Annotated in this window: 13 protein-coding genes; 9 read left to right on the top strand and 4 right to left on the bottom strand. The window is 46.1% G+C overall.

The window, feature by feature from the left end; translation table 11 throughout:
- Positions 1 to 101: 101 nt before the first annotated feature.
- From BUR42_RS14530 to BUR42_RS14495, 8 genes are all read left to right on the top strand, one after another.
- Entirely contained in the window at positions 102 to 965 is an 864-nt protein-coding gene (locus tag BUR42_RS14530) for a pyocin knob domain-containing protein (RefSeq protein ID WP_143197448.1), read from the top strand.
- A gap of 77 nt (positions 966 to 1042) precedes the next feature.
- Positions 1043 to 4015: a S41 family peptidase gene (locus BUR42_RS14525; RefSeq protein ID WP_074239922.1), complete on the top strand. Its 2973-nt coding sequence runs from the start codon at positions 1043 to 1045 to the stop codon at positions 4013 to 4015.
- The gene (locus BUR42_RS14520) at positions 4012 to 4563 is read left to right on the top strand and encodes an RNA polymerase sigma factor (RefSeq protein ID WP_074239921.1); all 552 of its coding nucleotides are present in this window, start codon (positions 4012 to 4014) and stop codon (positions 4561 to 4563) included. The genes BUR42_RS14525 and BUR42_RS14520 overlap by 4 nt, the downstream gene beginning before the upstream one ends.
- Positions 4564 to 4630: 67 nt before the next feature.
- Entirely contained in the window at positions 4631 to 5671 is a 1041-nt protein-coding gene (locus tag BUR42_RS14515) for a FecR family protein (protein ID WP_074239920.1), read from the top strand.
- Between the two features lie 152 nt (positions 5672 to 5823).
- Positions 5824 to 9117, top strand: coding sequence for a SusC/RagA family TonB-linked outer membrane protein (locus tag BUR42_RS14510; RefSeq protein ID WP_074239919.1), 3294 nt, complete (start codon positions 5824 to 5826; stop codon positions 9115 to 9117).
- A gap of 9 nt (positions 9118 to 9126) precedes the next feature.
- Positions 9127 to 10533 (top strand): RagB/SusD family nutrient uptake outer membrane protein, encoded by a 1407-nt coding sequence (locus BUR42_RS14505; RefSeq protein ID WP_074239918.1) that lies wholly within the window; start codon positions 9127 to 9129, stop codon positions 10531 to 10533.
- Positions 10534 to 10535: 2 nt separating this feature from the next.
- Positions 10536 to 11531, top strand: coding sequence for a cyanophycinase (locus tag BUR42_RS14500; protein ID WP_074239917.1), 996 nt, complete (start codon positions 10536 to 10538; stop codon positions 11529 to 11531).
- Positions 11532 to 11547: 16 nt separating this feature from the next.
- Positions 11548 to 12579 (top strand): isoaspartyl peptidase/L-asparaginase family protein, encoded by a 1032-nt coding sequence (locus tag BUR42_RS14495; protein WP_074239916.1) that lies wholly within the window; start codon positions 11548 to 11550, stop codon positions 12577 to 12579.
- 51 nt (positions 12580 to 12630) lie between these two features.
- Here the strand turns inward: BUR42_RS14495 and BUR42_RS14490 are convergent, their stop codons facing one another.
- The 4 genes from BUR42_RS14490 to BUR42_RS14475 form a co-directional block, all read right to left on the bottom strand.
- Complete coding sequence (locus tag BUR42_RS14490) at positions 12631 to 13362, bottom strand: DNA-formamidopyrimidine glycosylase family protein (protein ID WP_074239915.1); 732 nt, start codon at positions 13360 to 13362, stop codon at positions 12631 to 12633.
- Between the two features lie 27 nt (positions 13363 to 13389).
- Positions 13390 to 14703: a GntP family permease gene (locus BUR42_RS14485; RefSeq protein WP_074239914.1), complete on the bottom strand. Its 1314-nt coding sequence runs from the start codon at positions 14701 to 14703 to the stop codon at positions 13390 to 13392.
- 17 nt (positions 14704 to 14720) lie between these two features.
- Positions 14721 to 15620 carry a PhzF family phenazine biosynthesis protein gene (locus tag BUR42_RS14480; protein WP_074239913.1) on the bottom strand — a complete coding sequence of 300 codons (900 nt, stop codon included), beginning with the start codon at positions 15618 to 15620 and terminating at the stop codon, positions 14721 to 14723.
- A gap of 62 nt (positions 15621 to 15682) precedes the next feature.
- Positions 15683 to 16909 carry an ROK family protein gene (locus BUR42_RS14475; protein WP_074239912.1) on the bottom strand — a complete coding sequence of 409 codons (1227 nt, stop codon included), beginning with the start codon at positions 16907 to 16909 and terminating at the stop codon, positions 15683 to 15685.
- A 373-nt stretch (positions 16910 to 17282) separates the two neighbouring features.
- Between BUR42_RS14475 and BUR42_RS14470 the strand changes: the two genes are divergently transcribed.
- Positions 17283 to 19130, top strand: a complete 1848-nt coding sequence (locus BUR42_RS14470) for an FAD-dependent oxidoreductase (RefSeq protein WP_074239911.1) — start codon at positions 17283 to 17285, stop codon at positions 19128 to 19130.
- Positions 19131 to 19143 lie beyond the last annotated feature (13 nt).

Genomic DNA, 19143 nt, shown 5'->3' with positions numbered 1-19143 from the left:
CTTATATCATGAAATGTTTTTAAAAGTTGTCCACTTTTTTCTATCAGATCGAAACATATTTCTCCCTCGTTTTTTATTAACTATAAATGGAAACTATCACTATGAAATGTAAGACCCTTTTTCCCTTGGTAGCTTTGTGCCTGATTGTGCTAAGCGGTAATGCGCAATATGCTGTGTCTCAGTTTTCTGTGTCTGATGTAACATGGAATGATATGACCGCCACGGCAGGGTCTGGTTTTTATAATAAGGTGACGCCAACAATAATAAATGGTATCTCCTATTCTTATGTGCAGGGAATTTCCGGCAGACATGATGGCCCTGGATGGAGTACACAGATCGCCATTCCATATGCAAATGCTGATGGAGAAAGGATGTATTTCCGAAAGGCGAACGGAATAACAAATTGGGGTGACTGGAATGAGATATGGCATTCGGGAACATCAAGAATGCTGCTGAATAAGCCGGTGGATAACGGTACAGACCAGTTGCAGGTTAACGGAAGTGCTATTGTTGACAGGTACCGTTTAGGAAATATCGCTACTCCTTCATATGGAGCTGGTACATTTGCCCCTGCCGGAAGCACTTTTGCGATATACACTGCCAATGCAGAACGTTTACGGGTAGATCCTTCCGGTAATGTAGGCATCGGCACTACTTCTCCGCAGGCTAAACTGGCTGTTAACGGAACCATACTCGCTAAAAAGGTAAAGGTTACCCTGAATACCAATGACTGGCCTGATTATGTATTTCATCGGGATTATGTACTCCCTCCCTTATTGGAGGTGGCATCTTATATCAGGGAACACCAGCACTTACCGGGTATTCCTTCTGCGGAAAAGATAAGTGAGGAAGGATTGGATGTTGGAGAGTTCAATAAGCAGCTGCTGAAGAAGGTGGAGGAGTTAACGCTTTATGTTATTGAATTGAAGAAAGAAATATCAGAAATGAAGGAGGCAAAGAAATAGTATAAAAGAATAAACCCTCATTAACCAGTTATCATCATTATTTAGAGGGTTCCATAAATCTTTTGTACTTTTCTCGGATGAAACGCATCTTCCCGTTGCTATGTTTTATCCTGCTATGCCACAACGTATCAGCTGCTGATATTCCATTATGGCTACGCTATCCCGCTATTTCCCCGGATGGTAAAACAATTGTTTTTTCATACAGGGGAGATCTGTATAAAGTGCCCGCAGCAGGAGGTACGGCTATTCAGCTTACAACAGACAGTACTTATGAATGCATGCCGGTATGGAGTGCAGACGGTAAGTCTGTTGTATTTGCAGGCAACCGCTTCGGCAACTTCGACTTATTCATTATTCCCATAACAGGAGGATCTCCCAAACGCCTCACCTGGCATTCTGCAGATGAATATCCTTATGATATTAAGAACGAGAAAGCAATCTTCGGTGCAGTAAGGCTCGATGATCCGGATAACCGCCAATTCCCTTCTGATGCTTTGCAGGAATTATACGAAGTGCCGGTAGAAGGAGGCCCTGTCACGCAATTACTGACTACGCCGGCTGAAGATGCAAAGCTGAGTCCTGCAGGCCGTTATATTGTTTACCACGACAGGAAAGGGCGGGAAAACATCTGGCGCAAACACCAGGTATCTTCCATCGCGCGGGACATCTGGTTATACGATAACCAAACAGGTAAGCATAAAAAGATCACTTCTTTTGAGGGGGAAGACAGAAGCCCTGTTTGGAACGGAGAAGATAATATTTATTATCTCAGTGAGCAGGGTGGCAGCTTTAATGTATTTACAACAGATATTAAAAGGAACGTACAGCAGGTGACCTTCTTTAAAGATCACCCCGTACGTTCTTTGAGCATATCGCAAAACGCTACGCTCTGCTTCAGTTACAACGGAGAGATCTATCAGCAACAGAAGAACAGGAAACCGGTTAAAGTAAACATCCGCATTACACCCCTGAAAAGCAGGGATGAAATAAGTGTACCGCTCTCGGATATTTCAGAGATGGCGGTATCTCCTTCCGGTAAGGAACTGGCCTTTATTATCAGGGGGCGTATCTTTACAGGCAGCATAGACGGAAAGGTAAACAGCTCACATTTCTATGGCGGAAGTTCGGCCACCAGCGTTAGTTATTCTCCGGATGGTAAACAGCTTTTGTTTGCGGGTTTTATGAACGGCAAATGGGGCATCTTTAAATCAGGTCCATTGGAAATACTTTCACATGCGCAGATAACAAATGAACACGATAATTATCAACCCGCCTATTCTCCGGATGGAAAAGAGATCGCTTTTATTGAAGACAGAACAACCCTGAAAATATTCAATATCGCCTCCGGTAAATTCCGGACTATTCTTGGGCCTGACCAGCTAACCAGCCGCAGGGAACACGATCAGTATTTTGAATGGAGCCCGGACGGCAACTGGCTGCTGGTGAAATTTAATGAAAAGGGTGCTGGCAATGACGAAGTGGGTATGATCAGTACCTCCGGGAAAGGAGAACTGATCAATCTCACCCAAAGCGGGTACAGCGATACGGACCCACATTGGGTGATGAATGGAAAAATGATCACCTGGTTCACGGACAGGAATGGTTTGCACAGTTATGCCAACAGTAGCACACGGCAGGTGGATGTATATGCTTTGGAACAACCATGGAATAAGAAAACAAGACTTACAGAATATCCTTCCCAGCTGGCAAGCTCATTGATAAGCAGTAATGGAGAAACATTGTACTACCTCGCCAAACAGGGAAAGAATTACGATCTGTGGTCCTGTAACCTTCGTACGAAAGCAACAAAATTACTGCTGCCGCTGAGCATTGACGAAACCACCATGCAATGGGATAAGGAAAAACAATTCATTTACATGGTGGCAGAGGGGAAAATATTACGGGTGGACCCGGTTGCCGCAAAAAAAGATACTATTGAATTTAAAGGTACATTCCCTGTAAAAGTAAGAGAAGAAAGAAAGGCGATGTTTGATTACATCTGGAATAAAACAAAGCAAACTTTCTATACCGCGGGCATGCATGGTGTTGACTGGGCTGCACTCAGGGTGAACTATGAAAAGTTCCTTCCGCATATCGATAACAATTATGATTTTGCAGAAATGCTCAATGAGCTTTTGGGTGAATTGAATGTAAGCCATACAGGCGCTACCTACCGGGACGACAGAAAGGATGGGGATGTAACAGCCTCTTTGGGTGTATTCTATAAAGGCACAGCCATTAAAGAGATCATGAAAGGCAGTCCCCTGGAAGGCCTGGTGAAACCGGGGGATGTGATTGAAGCAATAGACGGAGAAAAAATTGAACCAAATAAAGACTTTGCAGCTTATCTTAACCGCAAAGCCGGTAAAGATATCATGCTTACAGTATCAGGTAAGCAGGTCAAGGTAAAGCCCATCAGCCCAGCCGCGGAATTCGATCTCATATATGAACGATGGGTGAAAAGGAATGAGGAAGAAGTGAGTAAGCGCAGCCATGGTACCTTGGGATACGTACATCTCTATCGGATGAATGATAATGCTTACCGTCATACATATGAAGAAGTACTGGGCAAATATCCCGGAAGAAAAGGCATAGTGGTGGATACGCGTTTCAACAGGGGCGGGGACCTGGCATCTGAACTGATCATGTTCCTCAGCGGTAAGAAGGTAAGGGACAATACCACAGACCATTTCCTGGTGAACAGCGAACCTTCTTTCAGGTGGACGAAACCTTCCATTGTACTGGCCTGCGAAGCAAATTACAGCGATGGCCAGTGTTTTGTACATGACTACCAGGTCTTGAAAATGGGTAAACTGGTGGGGATGCCCGTTCCCGGAAGCTGTACCTGGATGACGGGGCAAACGCTCGTTGACAATACCATGCACTTCAGCGTACCTACTGTAGGTGTAAAAGACCTGCAGGGAAAATATCTTGAAAATGTAAGCACACAACCGGATATTGAAGTGATGAATGAATTTGATAAAGTAGCCGGGGGAGAGGACCAGCAACTACAGGCAGCCGTCCGGGAACTGATAAAAGATATAAAGTGACAGGGGAAGAAAACAATAGCGCTTATTGGGAAGGCATCAGGAAAGGGAATAAACAGTCCTTTTTTGATCTCTATAACAATACCTATTTCCACCTGGTAAGGTTCGGGTTGAAAGTTACGGCCAATGATGAATTGGTGAAAGACACCGTTACACAGCTCTTCCTGCAACTCTGGGAAAAGCGGCACAGGCTCAATGAAGTTAAGCAGGTAAGGGCTTATCTGTTCACCTCCCTGCGCAGGATGCTGATCGATCAGCTGGAGTACCACGCCAGGATCGACACGGCTATTGAGCGGATGTCTCAACAGGAGGTTACAACAGAACTGCCCTATGAAGAGATCATCGTACGGGTGCAGCAGGATGAAGAGCTGAAACGTAAATTATATCATGCCCTGCAGCAGTTAACGCCCCGCCAGAAGGAACTGATCGGGCTGATGTTCTTTGAGGGATACTCTTACCAGCAAATTGCGGAGCATACATCCCAAAGTGTAAAAACAGTGTATAATACCATCTATAACGCCATCCATTTGCTCCGGCAGCTGCTGAAATAAAAAAAAGTTAAATTTTCTTTGGGTAAAACGCACTTTTCTGCCGTCAGTATTGGAAAGGTGTATGTAGATGGACCAAAATTACCGTAACGCAGAGGATTTCCTCTGTGATGAATCCTTTCAACGTTATTGCCTGGGAACAGACCCATCCGCCACAGCCCAATGGGAGGAATGGATGGAAGCGCATCCGGAAGCTGCCGCGGATATCGCAGAAGCTAAAAAGATCTTCGCTATCCTGAATGGTAACCAGGGAAACCTGCAGGAGCAGGCTGCCCAGCTAAAGGATGGTATAGGCCGTTCTATGTTGCTGAAAGAAGCATTGCAGGGAACACCCAAACGTACATCCCGCTACATCTCCATCGCTGCCGCTTTTGTGGCATTACTTGGCCTTTCCCTGATCTGGAAATACGCCACTGATAAAGATAAGATGCCCGTACTGGCCGCAACCATCCAGTCCGGCAATGAGCCCAGGAAAACCCTGGTACTCTCAGATGGTTCCGTACTGACCATGAGGAACAACAGTACCGTCTCTCTCTCAGAAGGATTTGGGAAAAACAACCGGATACTCACCCTTTCCGGTGAAGCTTTTTTTGATGTAAAGCCAGATCCTGCACATCCCTTCATCGTACACACAAAAGACGTTAGTATAGAAGTATTAGGCACCGTATTCAACGTGAGCGCTTATCCGGAAAACGTATACACAGAAACTGCCCTTTTCAGGGGAAAGGTATCTGTTACCTCTAAAACAAAGCCGGAGCACAAAACCATCCTTACACCAAATCAAAAACTCGTGGTCTATGCCGATAAGGCAAAAGACACTGCTGCATTAAAGGTACGCTCACTGGCGGTAGACCCCCAGGACCATAAAGCAAAGGAAATTGCATGGGTAAGAAGCAGGCTCAAGATCCAGGACGAATCATTGGAGCAGATCGCCATCCGTTTGCAGGAATGGTATGGCATACAGATCGTTATCACAGACGAAGCCGTAAAGCAATACAGCTATTCGGGCACTTTTGAGAGTGAAACAGTGATCAAAGCATTGGAAGCACTACAGTTATCTTATCCCTTCAATTTTCAGATGGAGCAGAGCAGGATCGTTATCAGTAAATAAAAATAAAGTGGGAAGTGTTGGCGCACTTCCCGGCGGTTAGTTAAAAGAATTAGGGTATTCATTCACTAAACCATAACAAAGTTATGAGAAAAAATGTGTTGGAGCCGGGTTTTATATGCCCGTTTCCATCTAAACGCGCGCTAATATTAGCTATGAAACTAATTACGCTACTGCTTCTTTTAGGCCTGCAGGTATATGCCGTGAACGGCGCAGGGCAGGACAAGATCAGCCTGGACCTGCGGAAAAGCAGCATCCGGCAGGTCCTGAACGAGGTGGAGAAACAGACGGATTACCGTTTCGTTTACCACACGGGCACTTTGCCGGATAACCAGCGGGTGAGCATTTCCGTACAGAATGCCAACCTGGCCCAGGTACTGTCCCGTGCTTTTGCAGGACTGGGATTAGGTTATGTGGTGAAGGAAGATAACCTGGTGGTGATCATGCCTTCCAACAAGAACGCCCCGGTAGACAAAGTAGTGAAAGGGCGTGTAACAGGTTCTTCTAATGAAGCCCTGCCGGGCGTAACCATCCAGGTGACCGGAACCGCTACCGGCACAGTAACGGATGCGAATGGCCGCTTTGCGGTGGCCGTACCGGATGGTGCTAAAACACTGGACTTCTCCCTCCTGGGTTTCATTGCCCAGCAGGTAACGATAGGTGACCGGGAAGAGATCAATATAGTACTGCAACCCTCCACTACCAGCCTGGGCGAAGTAGTGGTAACAGGTTACACCGGTTACAACAGAAGCAAATCTGTTTCTGCTGCCACTACCATCGGCGGCGATAAGATCAACGATGTACCTGCTGCTACTTTTGAGCAAGCGCTGCAGGGCCGCGTTCCCGGTTTACAGGTGAATGCCGTTTCCGGTCAGCCCGGTACCAGTGCAAAAGTTACTTTGCGTGGTGTAGGTACTATTGCAGGTAATACCGCTGTATTGTATGTGATGGATGGTGTGCCTATTGAAGCAGGTACCTTTCAGTCTATTAACCCCGGAGATATTGAATCCGTTACGGTGTTGAAAGATGCTTCCGCAAAAGCGCTGTACGGTTCAAGAGGTTCCAACGGCGTGATCGTGATCACTACCAAAAAAGGTAAGTCAGGAAAAGTAGCGGTGGAGTACAGATCACAGTACGGCGTTTCTACCTTAACCACTCCCCGTTTCGATATGATGAACTCCGCACAGCGGAAAGAATTTGAAGAAGGCATTGGTGTGGAAACCGGCGCGGAAGCTGGCCCTTTCTGGATCTATTCCAAGCTGAACCCGGATTATGCAGGAAAAACTCCTGCCCAAAAAGCAGCAGCAGATCGTATCGTAGACAGCCTTCTCCGCCAGGATACTGACTGGAGAGACCTGTTCATGCGCAACGGTCGTTATATGGAACAACAGGTTAGCGCCAGCGGCGGTAATGAAAATATCCGCTTTTACTCTTCCCTCAATTATTTTGATCAGCAGGGGTTGGTAAGAGTATCAGACCTTAAACGTTACACACTAAAAAACAATCTGGACTTCACGGCAGGTAAATTAACCGCCAACTTAAACGTGAACGCAGGGTATTCAAAAGGTAATCTCATTCAGAACGAAGGCGGCTCCGGGGCTAATAACCCTTTATCTGCCGTGTACTATGCATTGCCTTATGAATACCCGTTTGCGCCTGATGGTAAACTGGTTACCACAGGCGATGGTTCCAATTACCCGGTGCTGGACCTAAGGGAAGGAAGTGATTCTTACGAAAGGATGCTGAACACCACCAGGAAGCAGAACCAGCTGAAGCTGATCGTGAGCACTTCGCTCAGTTATGAGATCGTAAAAGGGCTCGTGGCTAAAACAAGATTGGGCATCGATTACCGTGACCAGGTGAATGAAGAATGGATCAACCCGGATTCTTATGCAGGCCGCAGGGTATCCAACGGCAGGCTGGGTAGTTATAGTGAAGGTTCTGTAAAGAATTCTTCGCTGATCTCCACTTCTGGCCTTACTTATAATACCACCTTCAATTCCAGACATGAACTGGAGGTATCCGGTTATTTTGAATACCTGCAGAACAGGTACAGCACTTTCGGTTTTACCGGCTACGGATTAGATCCCCGCTTACCTGAAACACCTGCCGGAATAGGTGATCCGGGAACATATACACCACTGCTTAACGGTGGTAAGTCTAAGAATGCTACAGCCTCCTACATTGGTTTGCTGCGTTACACTTACAACAATAAATATACTTTCAACGGAAGTTACAGAAGGGATGGTTCTTCCATGGTGCCGCCCACTAACAGGTGGCATGGTTTCTATTCTGCAGGCGTAGCCTGGGAAGCTAAGCGGGAACAGTTCCTGGAAGATGTTAGCTTCATTTCCGCGCTGCGTTTCAGGGCCAGTTATGGTACTACCGCCAGCCAGTTTGGGAGTGATTTTGCCTACCTGGCTACTTTCGCCAGAGCTTCTTATGGCGGTAATGCGGCTATTGTTCCCAGCCAGCCCGGTAACCCGGACTATGATTGGGAATATGCAAAAGAGTTAAACATAGGTTTTGATATCGGGCTTACTAAAAGCAACCGCATCCGCCTTACGATGGAATATTACAACAGGATCACCAGTAACCTGTTCATAGATCAGCGATTGTCTTTCACAGCCGGCGTACCGGACGAAACATTGCCGATCAGTTCCGGTAAAATGAGGAACAGGGGCGTGGAGATAGATCTGCAGGGGGATATCGTACGAAAGAATGACCTTACCTGGACGGTAGGCGTGAACATGGCGTATAACAAAAACAAAGTGCTGGACCTTGGGGGCGCAGAAGAATTTGAAAATGGTTATACCGGCATCATCCGTGTGGGCCTTCCTTTCGGCGCACACTATGCTCCGAAATGGGCTGGCGTAAATCCTGCTAATGGTGATCCGCAGTATTACACAGCAACAGGAGAGATCACTACAGATTATAATGCGGCTACCATGAGCGTGGCAGAGTTTGGTACCTACATTCCTGAAATAACAGGTGGTTTCAATACTTCCCTCACCTGGAAGAATTTTTATGCCAATGCTTTGCTGAGCTTTAATGCAAAGGTGATGCGGTACAATAATGAGGATTACTTTAATGAGAATCCCAGCTTCATCACCAGTAATCAATCCACCCGGTTATTGTACAACCGCTGGAAGAAACCGGGAGATAATGCCATCCTGCCACGCATAGATGCAGATCGCAATTATACTTCCAGGGATATACAGGATGCTTCTTTCCTGCGCTTAAGGAATGCGAACATCGGGTACAATCTTCCAAAGAGTGCATTGGGTAATATGAAATACATAAAAGGATTACAGATCTATGTGCAGGGGCAAAACCTTTTCACCTGGACAAAATGGAGAGGTTTCGATCCTGAAAATGGTAACGAATACGCCCGTTTCAGTTATCCTGCTCCGAGAACTTACGTGGTTGGTTTAAATGTTAACTTTTAATCCTTCATTATGCGCATCAGAAAACATTCTCTCTATATACTTCTCATAGCCTTTGCCACAACTGCCTGCAATAAGCAGATAGACCTGCGCCCTTCCGATTTTATAGACCCGGAGGGCGCTTACCAGAAAGTGGACGATATCAATAAAGGTCTGCTGGGAGCTTACTCCACGCTCAATTTCCGTTCCAGCATGTATTACACCTCCATCATCACGGACGAGAACATGCTGCCTTCTGAGAACAGTACCGGCTCAGGTTTTGCCACACACCGCTGGCAATACGATGGTAGTTTCCTGCATCCTGCATTTAAGGATAACTATGTTGCCATCGATCGTTTGAACAGGGCTTTGAGTGCTTCCTGGAAAATTCCGGTGAAACCCTCAGAGCAGGAAGCGATCAGTCAATACAGGGGCGAATTACTGGCCCTGCGTGCTTACTGCCACCTGGAGCTGATCAGGAACTTTGCTGCGAAATACGAACCGGATGCATTGGGTGTTCCCTATATGGATAGCTCCATGAACAGCAAACCAGCCCGGCTCACTTTTGCACAAACAATGGCCAGGATCAATACAGACCTTGCCAATGCCAGGAACCTGATACCAGCCGGTTTTGACGACAGGATCAGGATCACTTCCATCGCCGTATCTGCATTGCAGGCACGTGCAGCCCTGTACGAAAAGAACTGGGATAATGCCATTACATATGCCACAGAAGTGATCAATGCCTTGCCATTGGCTTCTAAGACCGCCTTCCCGCAGATCTGGAAAGATAACTCCAATGCAGAGGTGATCTGGAAACTGAAAAGGGTAGAAGGAGATGAGATCATCGGCAACCTCTACACACAAGCCGGTTTCCTGGATGATCCCGCCGGATCAAGGATCTATTATGCCGCTTCTTATAAGCTTACCAATCTCTTCGATAAAGTAAATGATGTGCGTTTCGGTTCTTACATCATGATAGAACCGGGCCGTTTGGCGGATAATAAGGTGCCGAATGTTGTGGTGAAATATATCAAAGCAGATGGTTCCAACCTTACGGACGTGAAATTACTCAGAACAGGAGAGATGTACCTGATCCGTGCGGAGGCCTATGCAGAAAAGAACAATCTTCCCAAAGCAGGAGATGATCTGAACGCGCTGCGTGCGGCCCGCATTACCGGGTATACGCCGGTAACGATCGTAGATAAGGACATCATGATCGATAACATCATCACAGAACGTTTTAAAGAATTGGCTTTTGAAGGCCATCGTCATTTTGACCTGCGCAGAAGGAATTGGGTGATCTCCCGTAATCCGGAAGATGCTGTGAATGCGCTGGGTGCTGTATTGTTAAAACCTACAGACGCTCAGTATGTATTCCCCATCCCTAACAGCGAGTTAAGGGCCAATCCAAATATGAAACCAAACCCGGGATACTAAGTATGAAAGGATATATGATCCTGTTCTTCATAAGCATATCAGTTTATGTACAGGCACAGAAGAGAGTAGCATCGCTGGGTGTAACCGGTGATACAACAGATGTTCAGACAAAAACAAGTGGCGGCGTGGCATTGATCGGCGGAGGGGGAGATGTTCCCGGCGCTTTTCAATGGATGATCAAAAAGAGCGGCGGGGGCAATGTAGTGGTGATCCGCGCATCCAGCAATTATTTATACAACCGCACCATAGATAGTTTGGGTAAAGTAGCTTCCGTGGAAACATTGCTGATCGATTCCCGTGAACTGGCGAATAACCCTGAAGTGGAAAGAGTGATCAGGAATGCAGAAATGCTGTTCATCACAGGAGGTGATCAATCCAATTACATGAACTTCTGGCGCGGTACTAAAACAGCAGATGCCATCAATTACCTGCTGAATGTAAAGAAAGTACCCGTAGGCGGAACCAGCGCAGGCTGTGCTATCCTCACGGGGCTGTATTACAGCGGGGAAACAGGCAGCGCTACAGCAGCAGCACTGAAGGACCCGTATGATACACTGGTAACCCTGTACAACAATGATCTGCTGCATCCGCCTTTCTTAAAACATGTGATCAGCGATCAGCATTATGTGGCAAGAAAAAGGCAGGGAAGGCATATGGCTTTTATGGCACGCATCATTACGGATTGGAAGATCTATCCGAAAGGGATTGCACCGGATGAAAGAACAGCTGTTTGCATTGATGAGAAGGGGCAGGCGCAGGTATATGGAGAAGGTAAAGCTTACTTCCTGATCACAAAAGATCCGCCTGAACAATGTGCTCCCGGTAAACCTGTAGAATGGAAAGCCAATCAGCAGGCCGTAAAGGTGTATGAGCTGCAGGGCACTCCGCAGGGGAATGGCCACTTTTCCGTAGCTGATTTTTCTGTAAACAAAGCGAAGGGAGGAAAGTGGTATTTTTGGTGGGTGGAAAACGGACACTTAAAAGAAAGGTTACAATAAAATCTATTATCTGTTTATGAGAAAACTACTTCTCTTTTTGCTTGTCCTGCTTATAGGAGCATGTAAAAATACGCAACAACGGAACATGGGGAACTATGTATTGGTGATCCATGGCGGAGCCGGTACCATCCTCAAAAAGAACATGACACCAGAAAAGGAAGCCCGCTACAAAGCCGGACTGGAAGAAGCGCTGAAGAAAGGATATGCTGTTCTGGAAGCAGGTGGTACCAGTCTTGATGCAGTAGAAGCCACCATCCGCATACTGGAAGATAATCCTTTGTTCAATGCAGGTAAAGGCGCTGTATTCACGCACGACGGAAGGAATGAGCTGGATGCCGCCATCATGGATGGTAAAACACTGGGAGCAGGTTCTGTAGCGGGTGTGCGTACCATCAAAAACCCGATCACCCTGGCAAGAGCCGTAATGGAAAAGTCAGAGCATGTGATGATGGTGGGTAATGGTGCTGAACAGTTCGCTGCAGAAGTAGGCGTGGAAATAGTTGACACTTCTTATTTCAGAACAGAAGAACGCTGGCAGGGGTTACAGAATGCATTGAAAGAAGATTCTATTAAAGCAAAGCTGGACCATAGTTTCCTTACCCCGCAAAAAGCAGGTACCATCAATCACGATAATAAATTCGGTACTGTTGGCTGCGTGGCATTAGACCATAATGGCAACCTTGCCGCAGGTACTTCTACCGGTGGTATGACCAATAAAAAATACGGCCGTGTGGGCGATGCGCCTATCATTGGTGCCGGTACTTATGCTAACAACAAAACAGTGGCTGTATCCTGCACAGGATGGGGTGAGTTCTATATCCGCAGTGTGGTAGCACATGATCTTTCTGCACTCATGGAATACAAAGGCCTGTCTGTACAGGTAGCTGGTAAAACAGTGATCAAAAAAGTAGGGGATCTTGGCGGAGACGGAGGATTGATTGCATTGGATAAAGATGGCAATATGGCCATGCCTTTCAATACAGAAGGTATGTACAGGGGTGCTGTTACAAAAGATGGTAAGATTGAAATACTGATCTATAAAGAATAGATATTTTCGGAAACCTTAAAAAGACCGTCTCGCTTTTGCTGAGGCGGTTTTTTATTTATACAGTACCTGGCAGTTTTCGCAGAAGAATGTTCTGCGGTTTGTTTTGCCCAGGTATTCTTTTATTAAAGGAATATGGCAGCGTGGGCAGGTCTTTTTTGTATGCACTTTCCAGTGTTTCTTCAACACATAGGCCTTCTTCCATTCCAGGAATTCAAAGCTGTACTTAACAGCCTCTTTGATCAGGTCTTTCTTTTGTTTAAGCGGTAGCTTACCTACTTTACTGGCAGGATGTACTTTTATCCTGAATAACACTTCGTTCTTAATGATATTCCCGGCACCTGCAAAGATATCCTGGTCCAGCAAGGCATCGCATACAAGGGTTTGGGGGATCTCATTCAGGCTGGCCATCGCTTTCTTTGCATCCCATGCATCATTCATGATATCCCTGCTCCAATCGTATCGTTCATCCAGCGGTTCGTCTATGATAATAACGGAACAGGCGTAGAAATTGATCTCCCCCTTGCTGAATTGCAGGTGTAAACGGGGTGGGGATGCTTTTGTTTCATTGATACGGTAAGTGCCGAAAAGAAGGAAATGTATACGTACGGCAAAGCCCGGAAAGCAGATCAGTAAATGTTTACCCCAGCTTTTGATACCTGTGATCTTTTTCTTTTCCATGCGCTCCAGTGCAATCTTTGCATTGCCGGAAACAGCCGTTACTTTCTTTCCGATAAATGGCGCAAGTTCTTCTTTCAGTATAACAATTGAAGGTCCTTCAGGCATATGGGTTAAAACACAATATTCAGGCCATTACAACAGCAGCAGCGATAGGATATACACAATCACCAATGTTGTTAAGCCCATGAATAAAGTAGCCATGGAATATACCTTTAGCATGGGTTTCATATCCAGCCCGGAGAACTTGCTGATCACCCAGAAGTAAGCATCATTGGCATGAGAGATCATCATAGAGCCGCCACCCAAAGCCAGCATGCAGAGAAGTTTGCCCATATCGCTATCCAGCCCCAGTGCGGGTAATAAAGGATGAATGATGGAAGCAGCTGTAATAATGGCTACCGTAGAAGAGCCTTGTGCGGTTTTTAATATAAATGCGAGCAGGAAGGGGAAGATGATCCCCAGGTTGCCCAGTGACAGGGAACTGGAAAAATGATCGCCGAGTTTTGTGGTGGCGAGTACGGCACCAAAAGCACCACCTGCGCCAATGATCACCAGTATGCTCCCGGCTTTCTCAGCAGCTTCCTGCATTAAATTGCTCAGGGCATCCCTGTGCCAGCTGGTGCTGGTGAAGAAAGCAAGGATCACACCAATGGATAAAGCAATGACCGGATCGCCCAGTACATGCAGAAAGGCTGCACCTTTTTGCAGATCACTGAAAGCACCCACACCAATTAGGATAATAGGAACAATAACAGGAAGGAATGCTTTCCATACAGGAATATCCGGGAGTACGGGTGTTTCTTCTTCTTCGTCCATAGCTGTTACGGGGATCTTTTTCCCCATATGGGCAGCCCACCAGCAACCCACCACAGCAGCGGGGACAGCTACCAGGATGCCTATCAGGATTAGCTTGCCGATATCTGCTCCGATAATACCCGCAGCAGCCGTAGCACCAGGGTGCGGAGGAATTAAACAATGCACGGCATACAAGCCGGATGCCAGTGAAACAGACATCACGAGGAGGGATATACCACTTCTTCTTGCTACAGATTTATTCAGGCCACTTAAAACAATATAACCGGAATCACAGAAGATGGGCAGGCCTACAATAAAGCCTGTAATACCCATGGCAGCAGCAGCATTCTTTTCCCCCACTAACTTTAAAATGAATGCGGCCATTACACGTGTACTGCCTGTATGTTCCAGTATCACACCCAGCATGGTACCGAGCATGATCACAAAACCAAGGTTCTTCAGGATATGCCCGAAGCCTTCTTTCATAGCTGTAACAATTTCAGCAACAGACAGCTGTACGCCTAAGCCTACCACAAAACACGCGAGGAATAAAGCGAAGAAAGCATGCACCCGGAACTTTACCGTAAGTAGTACGATCAATCCAATACCTGCTGCGAGAGACAGCAGTACTTGTAAAAAGGAAGTGGCCATACCTTAAATATACGCAATTACACATGCAATATACCCTCCATCACAATGATGGAAGTGCCGCTGAGCCAGATACCTTCGGGTGTTATGCGAAAGCGTAACACAGAGGGCTGGTTCATTTTAACACCCTGCAGTATGCTGTAATCTGTATGTTGGTGGATATATCCTTTTAAGAAGAGAAAGCCGCCGAGAGGCCCTGCAGCACTGCCGGTAGCAGCATCTTCATCAATACCGATACTTGGATTGAAGAAACGTGCCTGCGCGATCTGTGGGGTGTCCTTATCCGTTATAGTGAAGCAATAACATCCTTCAAAGCCATAACCAGTGGCGAGGTTCCTGAGGCTGGGTTTTACAGGTACGGCCCTGTTTAATGCCTCCATATTTTTAATGGGGATCATCAGGTGGCCTACTTCTGTGCTAACAACAGTAGGTAGCCAGTCGCGTACCACCAGGTCTTCCGGTTGCAGGGAAAGGGCTGCTGCCATATCTTCAATGGGAACGGTGTTACCAGTAGTGGCAGGTTTTTGCAGCATGCCTACATAGGGAAGGTCATGCCCGTTGTTCTCAATAGAAATGGGAATACGTTCATCTTTCATGATCACAAAAGGAGCTTTTTCCTGGTGGCGGAAAATATTCATGTCTTTCAGTTCCGCGAGACAGATAGCACCGAGGAGGTTGTGTCCTGCACCATTTATTTCTATTCCGGAGGCGGTGAAAGAACGTACCTTTAATGCCTTTTCTTCTTTTGAATAATGAATGAATGAGGTCTCGGAAAAATTAAATTCCCGGGAGATATCATGGTACAGTTTGAGGTCAAGTTCTTTATTGATCACCACTACTGCCAGTTGATTGCCTTTAAACCTTTCATGGGTGAATACGTCCAGTACATAATACTGCATGGATTTTTGTTCCGTTGTCATAGAGATAGCCTTTAAATTGGGCAATAAATGTACATGCCATAAGCTATCCCGCCAAATTAATTCTATGCCAGCGATAATAATTTATTCCTTACCAGCAGGCAGGCCCCGATGATCCCTGCTTTTTCCCCAAGGCGGGAGAGGATCAGCTGGGTATCATTATTGACCAGGCTCAGTGAGAACTTGTTGATCGCACTTTTGATGGGCAGGCGGATATAATCGCCCGTAGTGGAAATACTGCCACCCAGGATCACCAGTTCAGGGTTGAAGAGGTTGATCAGCATGGCAATGCCTTTCCCGAGTTTTTCGCCGATCTCTGCTACCAGTTCAATGGCCAGCATGTCATCATTATTAGCGGCGTGTATAATATCTGTTAAAGTGATCTGCTCCGGTTGTTTATGCTTGCGCATCACTACAGTAGAAAAACCTTCCTTCAGTTTCTCCTGGAACTTACGGACCAGCGCAGCGCCGGAGGCTTCTGTTTCCAGGCAACCCTTTTTACCGCAATGGCAGATCAGTTCATTATTAAAGAAGGGGATATGCCCGAACTCTCCTGCAAAACCGGATTTACCATAATACAACTGGCCGTTGATGAGGATACCTAAACCAATACCATGGTCCAGGTTTACAAACAGTACATTCTTTTCGTTGTTAACTGTGCCGCTGCTGAATTCACCATATGCCATAGCGCGGGAATCGTTCTCCAGGAAGGTCCTGATGCCAATGCGGGCCTCGATCACCCTGCTCAGCGGTTCTTCATCAAAATGGAAAAAGCTGTAACTGTAACCTGTTGCATAATTAATACGGCCGGAGAGGTTCACACCTGCCCCCAGGATCTTTTCCCTGCCAACAGGCAGCTCATCAATGAACTTCACTACGATCTTACACAGGTCATCTAACGAAGCCGCAGTGTTCTGCAGGTCGTAAGGGATCTTCTCTACGAACTTTACAAGGTTCTTTTTGAAATCCAACAGGCCAAGATTAATATGGTACCGCTTTACTTCCACGCCAATAAAGAAACCGGCGTCCGGCGCCATGCCATATAAGTTAGGTCTTCTCCCTCCTGTGCTGTCCACTTTCCCATAGTCGTGCACGAGGCCTTCCTGCAGGAGTTCGTTTAACAGCGTGGTCACTTTAGGGGTGCTGGCATTCAGTTCTTTAGCCAGGTCCGCAATGGTCGCATTATTGATATTGGCAAAATAGGCGATCATCTTTTTCTTCAGACTTAGATTCTTATAGGCTACACCACCCAGGGTTTCATTATTTAATTCTTCAAAGAATGTTTGACTCATGTGAGTTGGGGAGATAGGTTTATTTAAAAAGTTTTACAGCATTTGCCACATCTTATAAATGTACAATCTACGCAAAGATATTCTTTTTAAAAAAAATTAAAAACAAATCTTGATAATCTGGTCATTTTGGGCAAAAATCTTCCCATTCGAACCATAATCCGGAAAACGATGATACTATATTCATTTTAGGGCTTACTTTTCTCATTTATGAGGTTAATAATACTCTAGTTAAAAAATAATATTAAAAAGTACTTGTCTTTTAATAAAATTTATTCTTATTTAGAGGAATCATTTTAAATATTTAGATGCCCAACCAGATCTGAATATTATTCAAAAGGCAGGGGACTTTAACAATATATAATCGACTAGAAGGATGCGCAACTGTACTCAGCTATTAATACTGGTATTCAGCTTTATTTATACTACTGTGAACGCACAAACGAAAACGGATCTTTTGGTGATCGGTGGTGGTGCAAGTGGTACAATGGCTGGAATTCAGGCTGCCCGTATGGGTACTAATACACTGATCATAGAAGAAACTACCTGGCTCGGAGGCATGCTTACTTCCGCAGGTGTATCTGCCATTGATGGTAATAACAGGATGCCTTCCGGTTTGTGGGGAGAGTTCCGTTCACATCTTTATACTTATTATGGAGGTCCGGCCGCAGTATACACCGGTTGGGTCAGTAACTGTTTATTTGAGCCGCATGTAGGCAATGATATATTAAAGAAGATGGCTGCAGCTGAACCAAAACTGCAGATCGCTTATCAAACAAAATGGCAATCCATCCGCCGCCTGGATGATCGCTGGGAGGTAACCATCCTGCAGGGAAAGAAGAAAAGTACCATCGAAGCAAAACTGGTAATAGATGCCACTGAACTGGGAGATGTAATGGCAGCAGCAGGCGCAAAGTATGATATCGGGATGGACAGTCGTGATGAAACAGGAGAACTCCAGGCACCCGAAAAAGCCAACGACATTATACAGGACCTTACTTATGTGGTGGTACTGAAAGATTACGGTAAAGGCGCCAACAAAACCATTCCCAAACCAGAAGGATATAATGCAGCGGAGTTTGCAAAGAGCTGTGATGTATCTGATCCTGCTTCTTTTGACTCCCCGGATAATAACTGTCATCATATGATGCAGTACGGCCGTTTGCCGAATAATAAATACATGATCAACTGGCCGAAATCCGGCAATGATTTTTACCTCAATATCATTGAGAATACACCTACAGAAAGGGAGCAAGCCCTGAAAGCTGCGAAACTGCACAGTTTGCGCTTTATCTATTACCTGCAGGCCGCGCTCGGCTACAAACACCTGGGCATTGCGGACGATGAATTTCCTACAACTGACAAGTTACCCATGATCCCTTATCACCGGGAGTCCCGCCGTGTAAAAGGAGAAGCTGTGTTAACTGTGAATGAAGTGTCCAGGCCTTATGAAAAGACCTTGTATCGTACGGGCGTGGCTGTAGGGGATTATACGATAGATCATCATCATGAAAAGAACCAGGCAGCACCTAAGATCGATTTCGTAAAGATCCGTGTGCCTTCTTATAATGTTCCCCTGGGCAGCCTCATACCAAAAGGTGTGGAAGGATTGATCGTAGCGGAGAAGAGCATCAGTGTTACGAATATCGTGAACGGCGCTACCCGTTTGCAGCCTGTGGTATTAGGCATTGGCCAGGCCGCGGGTGCACTCGCAGCTATTTCATTGCAACAAAATATACAACCTCGCCAGGTAGCCATCAGATCAGTGCAGCAGGCACTGCTCAATGCAAAAGCCTACATCATGCCTTTTATTGATGTGCCTGCAGAGAGCGTGCATTTTGCGGCCATCCAGCGCATTGGCGCCACCGGTATCCTCAAAGGAACAGGTGTTCCTTATCAATGGGCTAACCAAACATGGTTCTACCCTGAAAAGATCATCACACGTTATGAACTCGCAGAAGGCCTTCGCACTTATTATGCTTCCCTGTTGAATTACTGGGGCGCGTCCGGCGATCCTTTAACACTGCAGTTCCTGCTGGAACTTTTTGATAAAGCAGGTACTAAAGTAACACTGCAACAGGTGGAAGCAGACTGGAATAAACTGGCTATCGCCGGCAAACCTGCTGCTACACTGGAACTAAACAGAAGCACTACAGCTGTATTAATAGACTATTATTTGAAGCCATTCCAAAAGGGCGTGGACTTTAGCGGACAATTCAATTAATTCCTACTCACCT

The sequence above is a fragment of the Chitinophaga niabensis genome (assembly GCF_900129465.1).
In the GTDB taxonomy this organism is placed as follows: Bacteria; Bacteroidota; Bacteroidia; order Chitinophagales; family Chitinophagaceae; genus Chitinophaga; species Chitinophaga niabensis.
Note: the sequence above shows the minus strand (reverse complement) of the source record. Positions and strands in the feature narration are given on the sequence as shown.